Raw genomic sequence first — 17,710 nt, forward strand, 5'->3', positions numbered from 1 at the left:
AGGACGGCAGCTTGTGGGCGATGCTCGGCCACCTCGTCAGGGCGGTCAGTCGAGCGGCTGGTCCTCCGACTCCGCGCAGATCGCGGCCATCTCGCTGAGGTAGGCGGCCAATGGCTGGAGACCTGCCGTGGCGCGCCGGCTGTCGACAGCGGCCTCGTCGCGGATCGGCGTGGCGGGCACCGGTCCGCGCGCACCACACCGCACCTGCGTCCCGTACGTCTGTGGCTCGCCCTGCGCGACCGCGACCCGATCCTCGAGATAGGCCAGATTGCCGGGAGACGCCTGACCGTCCGCGACGGCTGCCCGAAGCAGTTCGAGCGCCTCCCGACCCGGACACGGGGGCCGGCTCCGGCGCCGGCCCGGAACGCCGAGGAGCGGGATCAGGTACGACAAGCCGTCGCCGATCCGACCAGCTCGAACCCTGGTTCCTCGGCACCGTCTGAGAGTCCCCGGACGCCGTCGGCGAACATCAACCCAAACAACTCTTGTACTTGATCTGATACAGTACCTGTTGTGGTTGATAAGTCTTCGACCGTGGAGCCCTCCGCCGACGACGTGCTCGCCGCCGACCTGCTGCGCGGTCACACCGACACGATCGTGCTGGGGCTGCTGCGCCGCACCGACAGCTACGGCTTCGAGATCTTCAAGCGGATCCGGGACCGCACGGGCGGCCGCCACGAGATCAAGGAAGCCACCCTGTACGCCAGCTACCGCCGGCTCGCCCGGGACGGGCTGATCGAGTCGTACTGGGGCGACGAGACCCAGGGCGGCCGCCGCAAGTACTACCGGATCACCGACGCCGGACGTGCGGTCTACCGCCGCAACGTGGCGGCCTGGTCTCTGACCCGCGACCTCATCGACACCCTGCTCGACCTGGCCGACCGTGCCGGCCACCCCGACGAAACGACCGGAGGGCAGTCCGCATGACCACCGCACGCTCCACCCACGACACCGCGCTGGACGTCCACCGGCTGCTCGACGAGGCGTTCGCCGGTGCCGAGATGAGCCCCGAACGGCAGGATCTCAAGGAGGAGATCCGGGCCAACCTGGTCGCCCGCGTCGGCGAGCTGGTCGACGCCGGCCGGTCCCCCGCCGCCGCCCGCGCGGCCATGGCCGAGCTGGGCGACCTCGGCCCGCTGTTGGACGCGGTACCGGCAGCCGGGCCGACCTCCAGCCACACCGAATGGGAGCGCCACCGAATCCGTCCGGCGGCCGGATTCCTGATTCGCACGGCGCTGCTCGCCGCGCTCGGCGTCACCGGAGTCGTACTCTTGGTGCTCACCGTGGCCGGCATCGCCGTACCGTCGGGTTGGTTGCTGGTGGCGGTGGCCGCCGTCGCGGTCGCGGCCGGGGCCGGCACCGCCGACGCGCTGTGCCAGGAGACCTCGACCAGCTACCCGATGCCGGCGGGGCGCGCCGGGGGGTATGGCGCCGCCGTCACCCTGGTGCTCGCCGGGCTCGGCGCCGGCTGGCAGTTCCTGACCGACGGCAGCGTTCCGTGGCTGGTCGGCGGGGCGCTCGCGGTGGTCGTGGCGGTAATGCTCTTCGCCTACCTCGGTGGCACCCAGACCAACCGGCACAAGCCGTGGGTGCTGAGCATGGAGGCGACCCACCGAGAAACGGTCGACGTGTTCACCCGGGACCCGGCCGCCGCCGCCCGGTTCGGGCTCTACGTGGCCACGCTCTGGTTGGTCGCGATCGCCACGTTCGGAGTGCTCAGCTTCACCGTCGGCTGGGCCTGGTCCTGGCTCGCGCCGCTCGGCGGTGTCGTGGTCATGCTGCTGATGCTGGCCCGCATGCAGTTCGGCCACCCCCGGCGCTGAACTCCCGCTCCGTTGATCAAGAAGGTGAGATCGCCGACCGTCGAAACACGACGCGAACCTCTTGATCAACAGGGCGAGCGCCACCGCGGTCACAGGTGGTCGGGGGTGGGGATGCCGAGCAGGTGCAGGCCGGTGCGCAGGGTTTCGCCGGTGAGGTGACACAGGGCCAGGCGGTTGCCGCGCCTCGGTCCGGTGGCACGCAGCACCGGGCAGTGCTCGTAGAACGTGGTGAAGGTCTGCGCCAGCCGGTACAGGTAGCCGCAGAGGCGGTGCGGCTCGTGACCGGCGACCACCTCGACGAGGGTGTCGGCGAAGGCGTCGAGGTCGAGGATCAGCGCTTTTTCCGCAGGTTCCAGCGTCGCCGTCACGTCCACGGTGATGTCGCCGCCGTCGGCGGCGCGGGCCAGGATGGACCGGACGCGGGCGTGCGCGTACTGGAGGTAGACGCCGGTGTTGCCGGCCAGCGCTAGCATCCGCTCCGGGTCGTAGACGTAGTCCCGGGTCCGGTTGGTGGCCAGGTCGGCGTACTTCACCGCGCCGATGCCGACCTGCCACGCCCGCTCGTCCAGGGCCGCCCCGGTCAGCCCGGGATTCTTCGCCGCGACCACCTCGCGGGCGCGGTCGACCGCCTCGGTGAGCAGGTCGACCAGGCGGACGGTGTCACCGGCGCGGGTCTTGAACGGCCGGCCGTCCGGGCCGAGGACGGTACCGAAGGCGACGTGCACGGCGGGCACGGTCGGTGGCAGCCACCCGGCCCGCCGCGCGGTGTCGAAGACCATCCGGAAGTGCCGGGCCTGCCGGGCGTCGACCACGTACAGCAGCCGGTCGGCGTGCAGTTCGACGACGCGTTGCCGCAGCGCGGCCAGGTCGGTCGCGGCGTAGCCGAAACCACCGTCCCGCTTGCGGACGATAAGCGGCGTCGGCTCGCCGTCCGGGCCACGCAGGTCGTCGAAGAAGACGCAGAGCGCGCCGTCGCTGGTCACCGCGACTCCCCCGCGTTCGAGTTCGTCGGCGATCGCGGGCAGCGCGGCGTTGTAGGCGCTCTCCCCCACCGTGTCGGCGTCGGTCAGCCGCACGCCGAGCCGGTCGTAGACGTCGGTGAAGTAGCGGGTCGACTCGTCGACGATGTCCTGCCACGCGGCCACGGTGCTCGGGTCGCTGGCCTGCAACGCCACCACCCGCCGCCGGGCCCGGTCGGCGAACGCGGAGTCGGTGTCGAACTGCGCCCGGGCCAGCCGGTAGAGCGTGGCCAGCCGACCCATGGTGCCGGTGTCGCCCGGCACCGGTTCGGGGTGTTCGACCTGGTACTGGATGAGCATGCCGAACTGGGTTCCCCAGTCGCCGATGTGGTTGCGCCGCACGACGGTGCCACCGAGGTGCTCCAGGACCCGCACCAGGGCGTCGCCGATGACGGTGGAGCGCAGGTGCCCGACGTGCATCTCCTTGGCGATGTTCGGCTGGGAGTAGTCGATGACGGTGGTTACGCCCGCCTCGGGGGTGCCGACGCCGAGCCGGTCATCGCCCACCCGGCGGGCGAGCTGCGCCAGCAGCGCCCGGTCGGCCAGCTCGATGTTGACGAAGCCCGGCCCGGCCACGACCGCCGTGGCCACGAGACCGTCCTCGGGCAGGTGGTCGACCACCTCCGCAGCGACCTGCCGTGGATTGCGGCGCAGCGTCCGTGCCGCCGCCAACACACCGTCGGCCTGGAAGTCGGCGTGCGCGGAGCGGCGGAGCTGCGGCGCGAGGTCCGCCATTCCCCGGCGGGCCGCGGCGGCGACGGAGTCGGACAACGACGAGGCCAGCGAGGGCACGGTCACGGGTACTCCCTGGGACGGGATGAGCGATCGTCACGAGGTGTGCCGGCCGCACAGCGGGTGCGGGCACGGCGGAAGGAACGCGCGGGTGAGCGGGACGACTATCGTCGTCGCAGGCGTGAGCGGCGGACGGTGCCGAGCACCCGTTCCATCTCCACCGCCTCGAACGCCGGGGCCGCGCAGCGGGCGCGGCCAGATGCCGGAAGTGTACGCGCCGGGCGGTGCGGACGGTGACCGGGTTTTGCGCGCCCGCGTCGTCGAGGCGTGGGGAAAACCCTGATTCCCTGGCCATGGCCACTGTCTAGGGTCGATTCCATGGCCCGACCCCTGGTCCGCGTCGGTATGGCCGGGTCTGACGCCGCAGCTCCGGTGCCGGTGGTTGGCGCCGTCCCGATCCGACGAGGAGTCCCGGTGCGCAAGGTTGTTTCGGCTGTCCTCACCGTGGTCCTGGTGCTGGCCGCGCCCGGTTGCGGCGGCCGGTCCCCGGGTGATCCGGCCGCCGACGAGGACCCGTACAGCGAGTCCGCGCTGCGCTACGGCATGGCACCGGTGCCCCATCCCGACCTGACGTACCAGCCGGACGTGGTCCTCGTCGGCGGCGGCGGCCGCTCGGTCCGGTCGGTCACCGCCGACGGGTTGACCTGGCGGCTCGACGGTGACGCGCCCCGGGCCGACGACCTGGCTCCCGGGAAGGTCATGTTCGTCACCGGTCGTGGCGTCGGCCGGGTGCTCGACGTGCGGCGCGACGGGGGCGACCTGCTGGTCACGATCGGCCCGGTCACCGTGACCGACGTGATCCGCGACGGCACCCTGGAGCAGCGCGGCATCGCCATCGAGAACCCGGTCATCTACCAGGCCGGTGAACCGATCTGGGCGATGTCCGAGGAGGAGGCCGACGCCCTGGGCGCCACGCCCACCGGCCGCGCCGGGCGCGCCGGGCCGCCGCGGCTCGCCCCGCCGCCACCCCGGCCGAACCAGCCACCACCCGTACGCGGCGGCGGCGAGGTCAAGACGGTCGTCGCCAACTTCTCCACCGGTGTCAGCCTCAACGACGGCGCGGAGGTCAGCTTCAACTACCACCGCGACGGTACGAAGCTGTTCGGGCGGGCCGCGCTGACCTTCGCCACGCCGGAGGCGGACTTCCACCTGAAGATCAGCGGCGGTTCGGTGACCCGGGCGGAGCTGTCGATCAGCGGCGGCTTCGGCATCCGTTACTCGTTCGAGGCTGGGCTGCGGGACGGGCAGAACATCCAGGCGGTGCTTCCCATCCCGGTGGATTTCAGCATCCCGATGGGCACGGTGCTCGGCGTACCGCTGGCGTTGACCATCAGCCAGACGGTGAAGGTCACCACCGCGTTCGGCGCGAAGGCGGGCACCATCAAGGGCAAGGGTGAGTTCTCCCTCGCCGGTTCGCTGGGTTACGGCTACGCCAACGGCACCTTCGGTCCGCAGGTCAGCAAGAACTTCAAGCGCAAGGAGAGTCTGATCAACTCGCTGACTGGAGTTCCGGTCGGGGTGATGGGCCTGCTCATCGAGCATCAGGTCCGGTTCGACGTCGGGTTCAGCGCGTTCGTGCTCAAGGCCGGTCTGTTCTTCGAGGTGTCGACCGCGTACGGGACGACGCTCGGATCGGCGCTGGGCGCGCCGCTGGCGGTCTGCCGGGGCGTGGGCATCGGCGTGCGGGCCTCGTACGGCGTCGGCTACACCATCCTGGCCCCGGTGGTGAACGTGATCAACAAGTTCCTCAGCCTGGTGAACATCAGTCCGATCGATCCCTCCGGCAAGCTGGGACCACCGCCGTTCGTCATCCACAGCGACGAGGAGATCATCCCGCCCGGTACCAAGCTCTGCGGCACCCCGAAGCCGGCCGCCGGCTGACCGCGGTACCGGCGGTCCGGTCACCGGCCCGCGTCGGTGCCGAACCCGTCGAGGTCGACCCGCTCGTCGAGCGTACGCAGTTCCTGGAACACGGTGATGTGCAGGCCGGCCGGGGCATCGAGGCGGGCGTTGACCGAGTGCCACGGTGTGGTGGTGGGCGGTGCCACCGGCTCGGCACCGGCGGCGACCAGCCGATCGGTGGTCGCGGCCGTGTCGTCCACCTCGAACGCGACCCGGATACTCGGCGCCACCTGGCGTCCGACCTCGACGTCGTCGATCATGCGCTTCTGCGCCGGGTTGGCGATCTCCAGCGTCGCCCGCCCGGCGTCCAGGATCACCACCTGGGCGTCGTCCGCGCCCGAGTACGCGGCCTGCTCGGGCAGGCCGAGCACGTCGCGATAGAACCGCACCGCCGCCTCGTAGTCGTCGGCCTGCACCACCAGCCGCAGCTGGCGGACCGTCGACGTGGACTTCTCGGATGAATCGGTCACTGCCACTCCCCTGTGCCGTCGGGTGGTGCCGACGCCGGCACCACCGGCAATGCTGCGTCACGCTCAGTCGGGCAGGTCGGCGATCCGGGTCGAGATCGCGCGCAGCATCGCGAGTTCGTCGGCGCTCACGTGCGCCAGAAAGCGAGATCGCACCGACACGACATGGTGCGGCGCCGCCTGTTCGAGGACGGCGAAGCCGTCATCGGTCAGGTGCAGCAGACAACCACGGGCGTCCTGCGGATCCGGCTCCTTGTCGATGAGTCCCCGGGCCTGCATCCGCGCGGCGTGGTGGGACAGGCGGCTGCGCGACCACTCCATCTTGGCAGCCAGCTCCCGGAGTTCCCAGCGGCGGTCGGGTTTCTCCGACAGCGTGCTCAGCACCTCGTAGTCCGCGGCGGACAGTCCCGAGTCGCGGGCCAGGTCGCGGCCGATCCGGGCGGGCAACGCGACGAGCAGCCGCCGGAAGGCTCGCCACGCCTGCTCCTCGTCCGCGCTCAGCCAGGCGGTGTCCATGTCGGTCACCCTACTCGTCGTTGACGTGTCACTGAAATCGACCTACTGTCGTTGACATGTCATCGAATGACTCCACCCCGCTCCGGGTCCTCGTCATCACCGCCAGCACCCGCCCCGGCCGGCTCGGGCCCGCGATCACCGACTGGTTCGTGCGGACCGTCCGGTCCGACGCCGCTTCCGACGCGATCACCGTCGACGTCGCCGACCTGGCCGAGGTCGCGCTGCCGTTGCTCGACGAACCGGAGCATCCCGCCAGCGGCAGCTACCGACACGAGCACACCCGCCGCTGGAGCCGCACCGTCGCTGCGGCCGACGCTTTCGTGGTGGTGACGCCCGAGTACAACTTCGGCATGCCGGCGGTGCTCAAGAACGCCTTCGACTTCCTCTATCACGAGTGGGCGTGGAAGCCGGTGGCCTTCGTCAGCTACGGCAACACCTCGGCCGGCACCCGGTCGGCGCAGATGGCGAAGCAGGTCGTCACGACGCTGCGGATGATGCCGATCGGCGCGACAGTCGCCCTGCGCATCGCGGACAGCGTCCACGCCGGTCAGGTGGCCGGCTCCGCAACGCTCGACGACGCCGCCCGCGCGCTGCTGATCGAGCTGAGCCGGGTGGCCCGCGCGCTGCGTCCCCTGCGCGGTGGAAACGACCCGACGGACGTCGACGGACCGATCGCCGGCCTCACGCTCCGCGAGGCCCGCCCCGACGACATGGCGGAACTGCTCGTCCTGCAACGGTGCTGCTGGGTCCAGGAAGCCATCGCCAACGACACCCTCGACCTGGCACCGCTGCGGGAGAACCTCGCCGACCTACGGGCGTCGATGGCGACGTGGCGGTGGTGGTGCGTACGCCACGACGGTCGCCTCGTCGCGGCGGTGCGCGCCCGGGCGCACCAGGGTGCCTGGCTGATCGGTCGCCTGATGGTGGCACCCGACCAGGCGGGCAACGGCATCGGCTCCTGGCTGCTGTCCTACGTCGAAGGACAGGCTCCCGGGGAGACCACCCACTGCACCCTCTTCACCGGCCACCGCAGCACCCGCAACATCGGCCTGTACGAGCGCGCCGGCTACACCCGCGCCGCGACCGACGACACCCCACCGGACAGCGTGCGCCTGACCAAGCCACGCTCCGGTCAGCCGACCGGCGCTGTCCACCACGACGCGGGTGTGGTGTGATCTCCAGACATGAGGGTCCGGGTGCTCGGTGCCGGCGTCGTCGGTCTGACCAGCGCACTGCGCCTGGCGCGCGACGGCCATCACGTCGACCTGGTCGCCGCCCGGATGGGCGACGACACGACGTCGGCGGTCGCCGCGGCGCTCTGGTATCCCTACCGCGCCTATCCGGCGGCGGACGTGACCCGCTGGTCGGCGTCCAGCTACGCGACCCTGCGCGGCCTGGCCGACGATCCGCGCACCGGTGTGCGGATGCGCCTGGGGCGGGAGCTGTTCCGCCGGCCCGCACCCGAGCCGTGGTGGCGGGACGCGGTGCCGGAGCTGGCCCGGGCCACCGCGGCGAGGCTACCGACCGGCTACGCCGACGGTTTCGAGCTGACCGTCCCGGTGGCGGACATGGCGGTGCACCTGCCCTGGCTGCTCGGCGAGGTGATCGCCGCCGGGGTCGCGGTCCGCTCCGGGCGGTTCGAGAAGCTGGCCGACGCCCTCGTCGGCGTGGACGTCGTGGTCAACTGCACCGGTCTCGGAGCCCGGGAGCTGGTCGGCGACGCCCACCTCACCCCGGTGCGGGGACAGGTGGTCGTCGTCGCCCAGTTCGGCCTGCGCGAGTGGGTGATCGACCAGTCCGATCCCGAGCAGCTGCGATACGTCGTACCCCGCGAGGACACCGTGCTGCTCGGTGGCACCGCCGACGACGGCGACGAGGACCTGACCGTCCGGGCGGACACGGCCAGCGGCATCCTCGATCGCTGCGCCGACCTCGTACCCGCGCTGCGCGACGCGCGAGTCCTCGGTCACCGGGTCGGCCTACGGCCCGGTCGGCCGAGTGTGCGGCTGGAGGCCGAGGTCACCGATCGCGGTCCGGTGGTGCACTGTTACGGCCACGGCGGAGCCGGCGTGACGCTCTCCTACGGCTGCGCCGAGGACGTGGCCCACCTGGTGTCCGGGCTGCGCTGACCGGCTGGTCGTCGCGGCGGGGTCATCAGGTCGGTGCCGACGGCGGCAGTGTCACCGTGACGGTGAGGCCGCCGTCAGGGCGTGGTGCTGCCTCGGCGGCGCCACCGTGCGCCCGGGCCACCGCCCGCACGATCGACAACCCGAGCCCGAAGCCCCTCGTGCCCGCCACCCGCTCCCGGCTGAGCCGCCGAAACGGCTGGAACATCGTCTCCACGTCGTAGCTCGGGACCACCGGACCGGTGTTGACCACGACCAGCGTGGGGCGTCCGGCCACCTGTCCGGTACGTATCCGCACCCAGCCGTCCGCCGGCACGTTGTGCCGCAGGGCGTTCTCCACCAGGTTGAACGCCAGCCGCTCCAGCAGCACCGGATCGCCGACCGTACGGGCCGGCTCCAGCGAGCGGTGTACCGGAACATCCGGGTACGCCGGGGCGACCTGCTCGACCACGTGGGCGGCGATCTCGGCGAGGTCGACCGTCGCGCGCTCGGTCACCTCGCTCTCCGAGTCGGCGAGGGTGAGCAGCCCGTCGATCAACCGCTCGTGTCGTTCGTTCACCGACAGCAACGCCTCGCCGAGCCGACGAACCTCGGCCGGGGCGTCCGGCCGGCTGACCGCCAGTTCCACGAGCGCCCGGTTCAGCGCGAGCGGTGTCCGCAGCTCGTGGGAGGCGTTCGCCACGAACCGCCGTTGCCCGTCGAAGGAACGGTCGAGCCGCTCCAGCATCTGGTCGAACGTGTCGGCCAGCTCCCGCACCTCGTCGCGGGGGCCGGTCAACGCGATCCGTTCGTGCAGACCACGTCCGGCGGAGTCGGCCCCGGCGATCCGGCGGGCCGTCCCGGTGATCTGGTGCAGCGGTTGCAGCGCCCGGCCGGCGACCAGCCAACCGATCACCACGGCTGCCGCGGAGACCACCACCAGCGCGATGCCGCCCTGGGTGAGCAGCGACTCCAGGGCGTTGCGCTTGGCCTCGCTCTGCACGTCCTGGATCAACATGCGGATCTTGTCGAGGTCCTCCGCCGACGTGGGCAGCCGGGTCACCACGGCGGTGCGGTCCGGCAGGTCGGCGCGCATCGGCTGCGGCATCCGCTGGTCCACCAGCACGTACGTGACGCCGAGCAGGACAATGCCGGCGAGCAGGAGGAGGCCGCCGTAGACCAGGGTGAGGCGGGCCCGCAGAGTCAGCCGCTTCACCGGATCGTGTACCCCGTGCCGGGCACCGTCTCGATCACCGAGGGATCGCCGAGCTTGCGCCGCAGCTTCATCACCGTGACTCGGACCACGTTGGTGAACGGGTCGATGTGCTCGTCCCACGCCCGCTCCAGCAGCTCCTCGGCGGAGACCACCGCGCCGTCGGCGCGCAGCAACTCGGCCAGCACCGCGAACTCCTTGCGCGACAGCGACACGTACCGACCGTCGCGGTACACCTCGCGGCGGCCCGGGTCCACCACGATGCCCGCCCGACGCAACGTCGGTGGCGCGGCGGGCCGGGTCCGCCGGGTCAGCGCGTGCACCCGGGCAGCCAGTTCCACGAGCGCGAACGGTTTCACCAGGTAGTCGTCGGCGCCGAGGGCCAGACCCGCCACCCGGTCACGCACCGCCGCGGCCGCGGTGAGCATCAGCACCCGGGTGTCACCCCCGGAGTCGACGATCGCCCGACACACGTCGTCGCCGTGCACGACCGGCAGGTCACGGTCGAGCACCACCACGGAGTACTCGTTGACCCCGAGCCGTTCCAGCGCGGCGTCGCCGTCGTACGCGACGTCGACCGCGAAGGCCTCCCGGCGCAGCCACTCCGCGATGGCGTCGGCCAACACGTCCTCATCCTCGACCACCAGCACTCGCACCGGTCCATGGTGCCGCGAGCGCGGATAACGCCGCCGTAAACGTGATCGGTTACGCCCCCGATACGTCACCCCGGATGCACTTGTCCGGTGTCCGGCGACCGTCGTCGGACATCGGAGAGGACACCAACGATGCGACGGAGCACACTCACGCTGCCCGTACTGCTGATCCTGGCACTCGCCGGGTGTGCCGGCCAGGACGGCGACCGGACCGGGGTGGCCACCGCCGGCGGCGCCGCGCCCACCGCCTCCGCCACCGGTGACGGTGCGGGCGGCAGCGACGCCGAACGAAGACTGGACTTCGCCCGCTGCATGCGGGAGAACGGGGTGGAGATGCCCGATCCGGAGGCCGGCAACGGACCGATGTTCCGGTTCGACGACAGTGTCGACCCGGAACAGGTCGAGGCCGGCATGGAGAAGTGCCGCCAGCTGTTGCCCAACGGCGGGCAGGCGGCGCAGCTCGACCCAGAGCAGCTCGAACAGATGCGGGTCATGGCCCGCTGCATGCGGCAGAACGGTGTGCCGGACTTCCCCGACCCGGCGGCGGACGGCCGGATCCAGATCCAGCGGGAGGCCCTGGGCATCGACCCGGACGACCCGACGTTCCGCGCCGCCCTGGAGGCCTGTCGTCAGCACGCTCCGCAGTTCGGGGGCGGCCGGTGACCCGTCGAACCCGCCTGCCCGCCGCCGGTGGCGCGGCGCTGATCCTCGTCGCCGGAGCCGGCGTGGCCGCGGCGGTCGGCTTCGGTGGTGGCTCCGGCGACAGGAGCGCCGAGGCCCGCACCGCCGCGCCCGGCAGCGCCGCCGTCACCCGACAGACCCTCGCCGACGCCAGGACCGTCGACGGGGAGCTGGGACACGGGCCCAGTCGGACCGCGACCAGCCGGCTGCCCGGCACCCTCACCACGCTGCCCGACGCCGGCACCACCGTCGCGCGCGGCAAGGCCCTCTACGCCGTCGACAACGACCCGGTGGTCCTGTTCTACGGGCGGCTGCCCGCCTACCGGACCCTGCAACCCGGCGCCGAGGGCTCCGACGTCAGACAGGTGGAACGGAATCTGGAGGCCCTCGGCTACTCCGGCTTCACCGTCGACGACGAGTACACCTGGGCCACCGCCGAGGCGGTCCGTGCCTGGCAGGACGACCTCGGCGTGCCGGAGACCGGCCGCGTCGAGCTGGGTCGCGTCATGTTCGCCGACGGTGCCGTCCGGGTGGAGGGTCACCAGCTGGACGTGGGCGCGGCCATCCAGCCAGGGCAGGCGGTGCTCACCTACACCGGCACCAGCCGGCTGGTCACCGCCGAACTCGACATCGACGACCAGCGCCTCGCCGAACCTGGCACCACGGTGCGGGTCACCCTGCCCGACGGCCGGCGGGTGACGGGAAAGGTCGACACGGTCGAGACGGTGATCCACAGCGGATCGGCGGACGCCGGTGGCGACACCAGCGCCGAGACGAGGATCGAGGTGACGGTCGCCGTCGACGACCAGAAGGCGCTCGCCGAGTTCGACCGGGCGTCCGCCGAGATCACCTTCACCGTCAGCGAGCGCGCGGACGTGCTGACCGTGCCGGTGGCCGCGCTGTTGGCGCTCGCCGAGGGCGGCTACGGCGTGGAGGTCCTCGACGAGGGTTCCAGCCGGATCGTCGCGGTGACCACCGGGCTGTTCGCCGACGGGCGGGTCGAGGTCACCGGCGACGGGATCGTCGAAGGCACCACCGTCGGGGTGCCCCGGTGAGCGGCGACGTGGTCGTGCTCGACCAGGTCGCCAAGCGGTACGCCGGCGACGTGGTCGCGCTCGACCAGGTGTCGCTGCGGATCGGGTACGGCGAGTTGGTGGCCATCGTCGGGCCGTCCGGCTCCGGCAAGTCGACGATGCTGAACGTGATCGGCACGCTGGACGAGCCGACCTCGGGCACGGTGGTGATCGACGGTCACGACGTGGCGCGACTGTCCGACCGGCAACTCTCCGCGTTGCGCGCCACCCGGATCGGTTTCGTGTTCCAGCAGTTCCACCTGGCCCCGGGCGTACCGGTGGTGGACAACGTGGCCGACGGGCTGCTCTACGCCGGCGTACCCCGGCGGGAGCGGCGGCGGCGTGCGGAGGCCGCGCTGGATCGGGTCGGTCTCGGGCACCGCCTCGGGCACCGGCCGCACGAACTCTCCGGCGGCGAACGGCAACGGGTCGCGGTGGCCCGTGCGGTCGTCGGTGAGCCCGCCGTGCTGCTCGCCGACGAACCCACCGGCAACCTCGACACCGGTTCCGGGACGGCCGTGCTCGACCTGCTGTACGAGTTGCACCGGGCCGGCACCACGGTCGTCGTCATCACCCATGACCGGGAGATCGCCGCCGCGCTGCCTCGGCAGGTGCGGATGCGCGACGGGCGGATCCGCGCGGACTCCCGCCTCGTGCCGAGCGGGGTGAGCTGACATGCCGGTGACGTCACAGAACCAGCCGGGCGAGCAACTGACTCCGGCCCGGATGCCGGCCGCCGACGTGGTGCGGGTCGGTGGCGTCGGGCTCCGGACCCGTCCGCTGCGGGCATTTCTCTCCGCGTTGGGCATCGCCATCGGCATCGCCGCGATGATCGCCGTCGTCGGTATCTCCTCGTCGTCGCGGGCCGAACTGGATCGGACCCTGGCCACGCTCGGCACCAACCTGCTCACCGTGTCGCCGGGCCGGACCCTCTTCGGTGCCGACGCCCAACTGCCCGACGACTCGGTGGCGATGATCGGTCGGATCGGTCCGGTGACCCAGGTGGCGGCCACCGGGCAGGTCGTCGACGCGAACGTCTACCGCACCGACCACATCCCGTCGGCGGAGACCGGCGGATTGGCCGTGCGGGCGACGCAGCTCGGGCTCCTGGACACCGTCGGCGGCGAGGTGGCCAGCGGTACCTGGTTGAACGAGGCCACTGCCCGGTATCCGGCGGTGGTGCTCGGCGCGACCGCCGCCGAGCGGCTCGGGCTGGGTGCCGCCGGCGCGGACGTGCAGGTGTGGCTCGGTGGTCGTTGGTTCACCGTGGTGGGCATCCTCGCTCCGGCGCCGTTGGCACCGGAGCTGGACAGCTCGGCCCTGGTGGGCTGGCCGGTCGCCGCGAGCCACCTGGGCTTCGACGGTCACCCGACCACCGTCTACACCAGGACCGAGGCCGACCAGGTCGAGGCGGTCCGCGCGGTGCTCGGGGCGACCGCCAACCCGCAGGCGCCGAACGAGGTCGACGTCTCCCGTCCTTCGGACGCGTTGGCCGCCGCGCAGGCCACCGACGAGACGTTCACCGCGCTGCTGCTGGGGCTGGGCGCGGTGGCCCTGCTCGTCGGTGGTGTCGGGGTGGCCAACACCATGGTCATTTCGGTGCTGGAGCGCCGGGCGGAGATCGGACTGCGTCGGTCACTCGGTGCCACCCGGGGGCAGATCCGCAGCCAGTTCCTCGCCGAGTCACTGCTGCTGTCGGCCCTGGGCGGAGCCGGCGGCGTGCTGCTGGGCATCCTGGTGACCTCCGGGTACGCGCTGTCGCAGGGTTGGCCGACCGTGGTCCCGGCCTGGGCGACGACCGGGGGTGTGCTGGCGACGCTGCTGATCGGTGGCCTGGCTGGCCTGTATCCGGCGATCCGCGCCTCCCGCCTGTCCCCCACCGAGGCGCTGGCGACGACGTGAGGCGGCGGACGACCGGCCCGCCACCTGTCACGGCGGGCACCGACCGGGCGGCAGGAGGCACCGGCGGCGCGGATCCGTGACCTACGCGGGTGGTCCGTGCTCGGCGGCTGCCTCGGTGAGTCGACGGGCCATCGCGGTGCGGGAGTGCACGTGGAGCTTGGCGAAGACCCGGTTCAGGTGGGACTCGATGGTCCGCGGGCTGAGATGGAGTCGCGCGGCGATCTCCTTGTTGGTCAGGCCGGTCGTCGCCAGGCCCGCGATCTCCCGCTCCCGGGCGGTGAGGGCGCCGTCCCCGGCCGGCCGCCCGGCGCCGCCGCACCGGCGGCGCGGTGTCCGGAACGCGGCAGCCGGCGGCGTGGTGCCCGGCGAGCACGGCTGCGGCCCAGACCGCACCTACAGGCCCGGTACCCGGTGTCGGCGCGGTCGAACGCGGCGGCACCGGGTCCCGGCCTTCCCGCGACGAGGTACGCGACACCGGCGAGGTGCCGGGACAGCGCCTCCTCCATCGGGGTTCCGGCCGTCACGAAGCTGGCCGCCGCGTGCTCGGCCAGCACCGTCGCCCGGTCCGGATCCGCCATCCGGTACGCGGCGAAGGCTCGGGCGAACCGGCCAGTCCGATCTCGTACGGCAGATCGGCGGTCGCGGCTCGGCGTTCCGCCCGCCTGCCGAACCGGGCGGCCGTGGCGTGATCACCCTGCCCGGCCGCGACGACGGTCGCGACCACGTCCCGGGCCACCAGCACCGGTGGATGCCTCGACGGCGGTGTCGCCGGCTCGGTGAGCAGGTCGGCACCGCCGCCCCAGTCGCACGCGACCGCCCTGGCCAGGGCCAGTTCCACCCGGTTGATCCGCCACCATGCTCGGGAGCGGGGCTGCCCGACGATCACCTCGGTACCCACACTGCCCGGGTCGCCGCCGAGGCGGGCCGGCGCAGGGTCGACCAGGGCAGCGGCCGGGCCGGCGGTCCTAACACCGGGCGCAGGCGGACCGCCGCCGCCATCGCGGCCATCTCCGTGCTGCCCACCCGCTCGGCGGCGGCCCGCGCCTGCTCCGCCGCCCGCACCGCCCGGGTCAGCCGGCCAGCACGGGCGTGCACCAGCGACTCCATGACGAGCAGGTACGGCGAGGCGCTGCTCGGCCCGAGGCCGTCCAGGATCCGTCGCGCCCGGGCGAGATGTCGGTCGGCGTCGGCGTAGTTGCCCAGCTGGATCTCGACAAGCGCCAGTGGTGAGACGATTTCGACGTACGGGCGCAGATCGGCGTCGCCGGTGGCGTCCACGGCGACGACGGCGTCGGCGAGCTGCTCGCGGGCCGACCTGGCGCAGCCGAGGTAAAGGGTGGCGAGCGCCCGCAGCGTCAGCGCCGCCGCCACGAGCGCCGACCGGTGCTCGTCCAGCAGTTCGAGGGCCCGCTGCGCGTGGTGCACCGCCGAGGTCGGCTCCTCCCGGAACGCGTCCACCGCCGCCAGTTCCACGTGCAGTTTCGCCTCCTCGACCGGGTCGAGCCCACCCCGACGCAGTTGTGTGCCGAGCGTCGCGGCCGCCTCAGCGAAGTCGCCGAGCTGCCGGGCCACCGCCACACTGAACGTCTCGGCACGCCGCCGCACTGGCCCGTCAGCGCCGCAGCCGTTGGAGCACCTCACGGCTGCAGGCCAACTCGCCGCTGCGGCCGAGGGCCCGGGCGTACCACATCGCCACCTCGGCACGCCGCCGGTCGCCCGGACCGGCGTCCGGCATGATGCGCAGCGCGGTGCCCGAGCCAGCGGGGCCGCCTGGGCGGGGGCCTCGTGCGTGAACGCGACACCCGCGTCGACCAGTGTGGCCACCGCGACCTCGTCGCCCGTCGCGGGCGGACCGTTCCGTGTGGTGCGCCACTAGTTGCCGGGACGCTCGGCGGCCACGCAGAGTCGGCGGTGCGGGTGTGCGCCTCGAACCGCCAGGCCGCGCCGGTCAACGCGCGTACGCCGCGGCCCGCATCAGCGGGTGTCGATAGCGCAGCCGCCCGCCGTCCGCGTCGAGCAGGCCGAGCCGCCCGAGCTGGTCCACCGCCGCGGTGACCATGGACATCGGCAGGCCGGCGACGTGTCTGACGAGGTCGATGGTGGTGTGGTCGCCGACCACCGCGGCGATGTGGGCGACCCGCTGCACCGGCGGTTGCTGGGCGGTGATCTCGGCGGCGAGTCCGGCCAGCACGGATCGCCGCGATCCGGCGAGGCGGTCGGCGTCGACCGGGTCGTGCCGGTGGGCCAGCCTCGCCAGGGAGTCCAGCTCATCGTCGTCCAGCCGGGACAACGCCTTGATGTACAGCGGATTGCCGAGGCTGGCCCGCAGGATCAGCTCCCGGCGACGACGCGGCACGCCGACCAGCAGCACGTCCAGGCTGGCCGCGTCTAACGGCGGAAGGTCGATCAGGGTGGCGGCCGGGCCGAGCCGCGCGATGGCGTTGACCAGCCGTGCCGGTGGGCAGGCGCTGCGGAACGCCACCGCGAGCAGCACCGGCACCGGTGGTGGACTGCCGAGCAGGTGCTCGGTCAGCTCCAGCGACGCCGAGTCGGCCCAGTGCACGTCGTCGAGCAGCAGTGCGGCGCCCGGTGCCGGTGTCCGGGTGAGCATCCGCCGCACCGCCGCCGGCACCGATGACGCCGCGTCGTCCGGACCCCCGTCGGCCGCCTCCACCATCTCGGCGAAGAGCCCGAACGGCACGCCCTGCTCGTACTGGGTGGCCCGGCCGGTGCGAACCAGCAGCCCCGCGTCGGCGGCCCGTCGCGCCAACTCGCGGAGAATCCGGGTCTTGCCCAGGCCCGCCTCGCCGCACACCTCGACCGCCACGGATCGTCCGGCGCGTACGGTAGCCACCGCCGCGTCCAGCGACTCCACCGCGGCCGCCCGGCCCACCAGCACCGGATCGAGCCGGAATCCCACCTCTCGGCTGGCCGTCATCACGCCTCCCCACGGGGAGTGTCACAGCGACAGCCATCGGTGACCATCAACTATCGGCCGGTTCGTCGGCGGCGGCGCCGGTGCCGGATCGTCGCCGGATCGTCGAGGTCGTCGGTGCGGCCCCGGGCTCGCCGCTTCACTGGATGTCGACCTCGATCTGGGGCGTGTGCAGCAGCGTGTTGTGCACCGTGCAGTGGCTCGCCACGGCACGCAACGCGGGCCACTTGTCCGGTGGCAGGTCGGTCGGTGGTCGTACGGTGATCCGGATGGCGGCGACCCGGGCCGGTCGGTCGGTGGCCAGATCGAACGACGCGGTCACCACCAGACCGGCCCGATCGTGTCCGTGCCGGCTCAGGTAGCGCCCGGCGTAGAACGCGACGCAGGCGGCGAGCGAGGCGGCGAACAGCTCCGTGGGGCTCGGTGCGGTGTCGGCACCACCCGCGTCGACTGGTTGATCGGCGAGCAGTCGGTGATCGCGTACCCGGATCTCGTACGCTTCTCCGGCTCGAAACCGCACGTCGATCGGGTCCAGGCCGACCCTGCCGTCCGTGGTTGTCATGGCTCCTCCTCGGGACGTCGTCACTCCCATCCCATCCCCGAGGAGGCAGGATCGGCAGGGCCGTTGG

At 72.5% G+C, this 17,710-nt stretch carries 21 protein-coding genes; 9 read left to right on the forward strand and 12 right to left on the reverse strand.

Translation table 11 applies throughout. The features are described 5' to 3' along the window. Positions 1-45 precede the first annotated feature (45 nt). The gene (locus ENC19_RS31360; RefSeq protein WP_328824212.1) at positions 46-585 is read right to left on the reverse strand and encodes a DUF6624 domain-containing protein; all 540 of its coding nucleotides are present in this window, start codon (positions 583-585) and stop codon (positions 46-48) included. On the opposite strand from ENC19_RS31360, the gene ENC19_RS10600 reads away from it, so the two are divergent. Together ENC19_RS10600 and ENC19_RS10605 are read left to right on the forward strand one after the other, a co-directional pair. Further along, the gene (locus ENC19_RS10600) at positions 514-927 is read left to right on the forward strand and encodes a PadR family transcriptional regulator (RefSeq protein WP_309246055.1); all 414 of its coding nucleotides are present in this window, start codon (positions 514-516) and stop codon (positions 925-927) included. The two genes, ENC19_RS31360 and ENC19_RS10600, sit on opposite strands and share 72 nt — an antisense overlap. Beyond that, positions 924-1,823: a permease prefix domain 1-containing protein gene (locus ENC19_RS10605; RefSeq protein ID WP_164447013.1), complete on the forward strand. Its 900-nt coding sequence runs from the start codon at positions 924-926 to the stop codon at positions 1,821-1,823. Before ENC19_RS10600 ends, ENC19_RS10605 begins: the two co-directional genes overlap by 4 nt. 89 nt (positions 1,824-1,912) lie before the next feature. Here the strand turns inward: ENC19_RS10605 and argS are convergent, their stop codons facing one another. Beyond that, positions 1,913-3,577: an arginine--tRNA ligase gene (argS, locus tag ENC19_RS10610; RefSeq protein ID WP_235944716.1), complete on the reverse strand. Its 1,665-nt coding sequence runs from the start codon at positions 3,575-3,577 to the stop codon at positions 1,913-1,915. A gap of 471 nt (positions 3,578-4,048) precedes the next feature. Here argS and ENC19_RS10615 point away from each other — a divergent pair, with 471 nt between their 5' ends. Then, positions 4,049-5,515, forward strand: a complete 1,467-nt coding sequence (locus tag ENC19_RS10615) for a hypothetical protein (protein ID WP_164447015.1) — start codon at positions 4,049-4,051, stop codon at positions 5,513-5,515. 20 nt (positions 5,516-5,535) lie between these two features. On the opposite strand, the gene ENC19_RS10620 is transcribed toward ENC19_RS10615, so the two are convergent. Together ENC19_RS10620 and ENC19_RS10625 are read right to left on the reverse strand one after the other, a co-directional pair. After that, the gene (locus ENC19_RS10620) at positions 5,536-6,006 is read right to left on the reverse strand and encodes a VOC family protein (protein ID WP_281604129.1); all 471 of its coding nucleotides are present in this window, start codon (positions 6,004-6,006) and stop codon (positions 5,536-5,538) included. A 63-nt stretch (positions 6,007-6,069) separates the two neighbouring features. Then, positions 6,070-6,519, reverse strand: coding sequence for a MarR family winged helix-turn-helix transcriptional regulator (locus ENC19_RS10625; RefSeq protein ID WP_164447016.1), 450 nt, complete (start codon positions 6,517-6,519; stop codon positions 6,070-6,072). 56 nt (positions 6,520-6,575) lie between these two features. Here ENC19_RS10625 and ENC19_RS10630 point away from each other — a divergent pair, with 56 nt between their 5' ends. Both ENC19_RS10630 and ENC19_RS10635 read left to right on the forward strand, forming a co-directional pair. Then, complete coding sequence (locus tag ENC19_RS10630; RefSeq protein WP_164447017.1) at positions 6,576-7,694, forward strand: GNAT family N-acetyltransferase; 1,119 nt, start codon at positions 6,576-6,578, stop codon at positions 7,692-7,694. Between the two features lie 9 nt (positions 7,695-7,703). Next, positions 7,704-8,648 (forward strand): FAD-dependent oxidoreductase, encoded by a 945-nt coding sequence (locus ENC19_RS10635; protein WP_164447018.1) that lies wholly within the window; start codon positions 7,704-7,706, stop codon positions 8,646-8,648. A 25-nt stretch (positions 8,649-8,673) separates the two neighbouring features. Here ENC19_RS10635 and ENC19_RS10640 read toward each other — a convergent pair whose 3' ends face one another. Further along, positions 8,674-9,840 (reverse strand): sensor histidine kinase, encoded by a 1,167-nt coding sequence (locus tag ENC19_RS10640; protein ID WP_164447019.1) that lies wholly within the window; start codon positions 9,838-9,840, stop codon positions 8,674-8,676. Further along, a complete protein-coding gene (locus ENC19_RS10645; protein ID WP_216592394.1) occupies positions 9,837-10,493 on the reverse strand; it encodes a response regulator transcription factor in 657 nt (218 codons plus the stop codon). Before ENC19_RS10645 ends, ENC19_RS10640 begins: the two co-directional genes overlap by 4 nt. Positions 10,494-10,622: 129 nt before the next feature. On the opposite strand from ENC19_RS10645, the gene ENC19_RS10650 reads away from it, so the two are divergent. From ENC19_RS10650 to ENC19_RS10665, 4 genes are read left to right on the forward strand one after another with little or no spacing between them, the layout of a single operon-like run. Beyond that, a complete protein-coding gene (locus ENC19_RS10650; protein WP_164447020.1) occupies positions 10,623-11,153 on the forward strand; it encodes a hypothetical protein in 531 nt (176 codons plus the stop codon). Continuing rightward, positions 11,150-12,226 carry a peptidoglycan-binding protein gene (locus ENC19_RS10655; RefSeq protein ID WP_164447021.1) on the forward strand — a complete coding sequence of 359 codons (1,077 nt, stop codon included), beginning with the start codon at positions 11,150-11,152 and terminating at the stop codon, positions 12,224-12,226. The genes ENC19_RS10650 and ENC19_RS10655 overlap by 4 nt, the downstream gene beginning before the upstream one ends. Beyond that, complete coding sequence (locus ENC19_RS10660) at positions 12,223-12,918, forward strand: ABC transporter ATP-binding protein (RefSeq protein WP_164447022.1); 696 nt, start codon at positions 12,223-12,225, stop codon at positions 12,916-12,918. The genes ENC19_RS10655 and ENC19_RS10660 overlap by 4 nt, the downstream gene beginning before the upstream one ends. Position 12,919: 1 nt before the next feature. Continuing rightward, positions 12,920-14,146, forward strand: a complete 1,227-nt coding sequence (locus tag ENC19_RS10665; protein WP_164447023.1) for an ABC transporter permease — start codon at positions 12,920-12,922, stop codon at positions 14,144-14,146. An 81-nt stretch (positions 14,147-14,227) separates the two neighbouring features. Here the strand turns inward: ENC19_RS10665 and ENC19_RS31365 are convergent, their stop codons facing one another. The 6 genes from ENC19_RS31365 to ENC19_RS10690 form a co-directional block, all read right to left on the reverse strand. Further along, positions 14,228-14,539 (reverse strand): response regulator transcription factor, encoded by a 312-nt coding sequence (locus ENC19_RS31365; protein WP_164447024.1) that lies wholly within the window; start codon positions 14,537-14,539, stop codon positions 14,228-14,230. Between the two features lie 127 nt (positions 14,540-14,666). Then, positions 14,667-15,044, reverse strand: coding sequence for a hypothetical protein (locus ENC19_RS10675; RefSeq protein WP_164447025.1), 378 nt, complete (start codon positions 15,042-15,044; stop codon positions 14,667-14,669). Further along, positions 15,029-15,718, reverse strand: coding sequence for a hypothetical protein (locus tag ENC19_RS10680; RefSeq protein WP_164447026.1), 690 nt, complete (start codon positions 15,716-15,718; stop codon positions 15,029-15,031). Before ENC19_RS10680 ends, ENC19_RS10675 begins: the two co-directional genes overlap by 16 nt. Before the next feature lie 40 nt (positions 15,719-15,758). Continuing rightward, a complete protein-coding gene (locus ENC19_RS30930; RefSeq protein WP_268968009.1) occupies positions 15,759-15,881 on the reverse strand; it encodes a hypothetical protein in 123 nt (40 codons plus the stop codon). A 213-nt stretch (positions 15,882-16,094) separates the two neighbouring features. Further along, on the reverse strand, positions 16,095-17,084 hold the full coding sequence (locus ENC19_RS10685; RefSeq protein ID WP_164447027.1) for an AAA family ATPase: 990 nt from the start codon (positions 17,082-17,084) through the stop codon (positions 16,095-16,097). A gap of 136 nt (positions 17,085-17,220) precedes the next feature. After that, positions 17,221-17,643: an OsmC family protein gene (locus tag ENC19_RS10690; protein ID WP_164447028.1), complete on the reverse strand. Its 423-nt coding sequence runs from the start codon at positions 17,641-17,643 to the stop codon at positions 17,221-17,223. Between the last annotated feature and the right edge of the window lie 67 nt (positions 17,644-17,710).

It is taken from the genome of Verrucosispora sioxanthis, assembly GCF_010560025.1.
Lineage (GTDB): Bacteria > Actinomycetota > Actinomycetes > Mycobacteriales > Micromonosporaceae > Micromonospora > Micromonospora palythoicola.